General features: G+C 56.6%; 1 pseudogene. It reads left to right on the top strand.

The annotated features are described in order from the left end of the window. Positions 1-676: pseudogene (locus tag JMY24_RS38135) on the top strand (hypothetical protein); the annotation flags it as partial. Between the last annotated feature and the right edge of the window lie 72 nt (positions 677-748).

Below are 748 nucleotides of genomic sequence, written 5' to 3'. Positions count from 1 at the left end.
GGGTGATTCGACCAACGGTACGGGTACGGATATCAACGGTTCGGTCAACACGACGGACAACGGCACGACCAACATCGCGGGCAACAGCACGAATGGCACGGGCGTGATCGTCGATCCGAACGGTTCGATCAACACCTCGGGTAACGGCTCGACGAACATCTCGGGTGATTCGACCAACGGTACGGGAACGGACATCAACGGTTCGGTCAACACGACGGACAACGGCACGACCAACATTTCGGGCAACAGCACGAATGGCACGGGCGTGATCGTCGATCCGAACGGTTCGATCAACACCTCGGGTAACGGCTCGACCAACATCTCGGGTGATTCGACCAACGGTACGGGCACGGATATCAACGGTTCGGTCAACACGAGCGATAACGGCACGACCAACATTTCGGGCAACAGCACGAATGGCACGGGCGTGATCGTTGATCCGAACGGTTCGATCAACACCTCGGGCAATGGCTCGACGAACATCTCGGGTGATTCGACCAACGGCACGGGTACGGATATCAACGGTTCGGTCAACACGACGGATAACGGCACGACCAACATCTCGGGCAACAGCTCGAATGGCACGGGCGTGATCGTTGACCCGAACGGTTCGATCAACACCTCGGGTAACGGCTCGACTGTTGATACGCGCATAGAACTGACCCACTTCCGCTAGAAATTTGCATCGAAAATTGACCCACATGTTCAACTGCCTGCTTGGACGCCAAGCAGGAGAACGGAGTGATAA

This window comes from Paraburkholderia kirstenboschensis (assembly GCF_904848585.1).
Lineage (GTDB): Bacteria > Pseudomonadota > Gammaproteobacteria > Burkholderiales > Burkholderiaceae > Paraburkholderia > Paraburkholderia kirstenboschensis.
The sequence above is the reverse complement of the archived record's forward strand: the minus strand, read 5'-3'. Positions and strand labels throughout refer to the sequence as shown.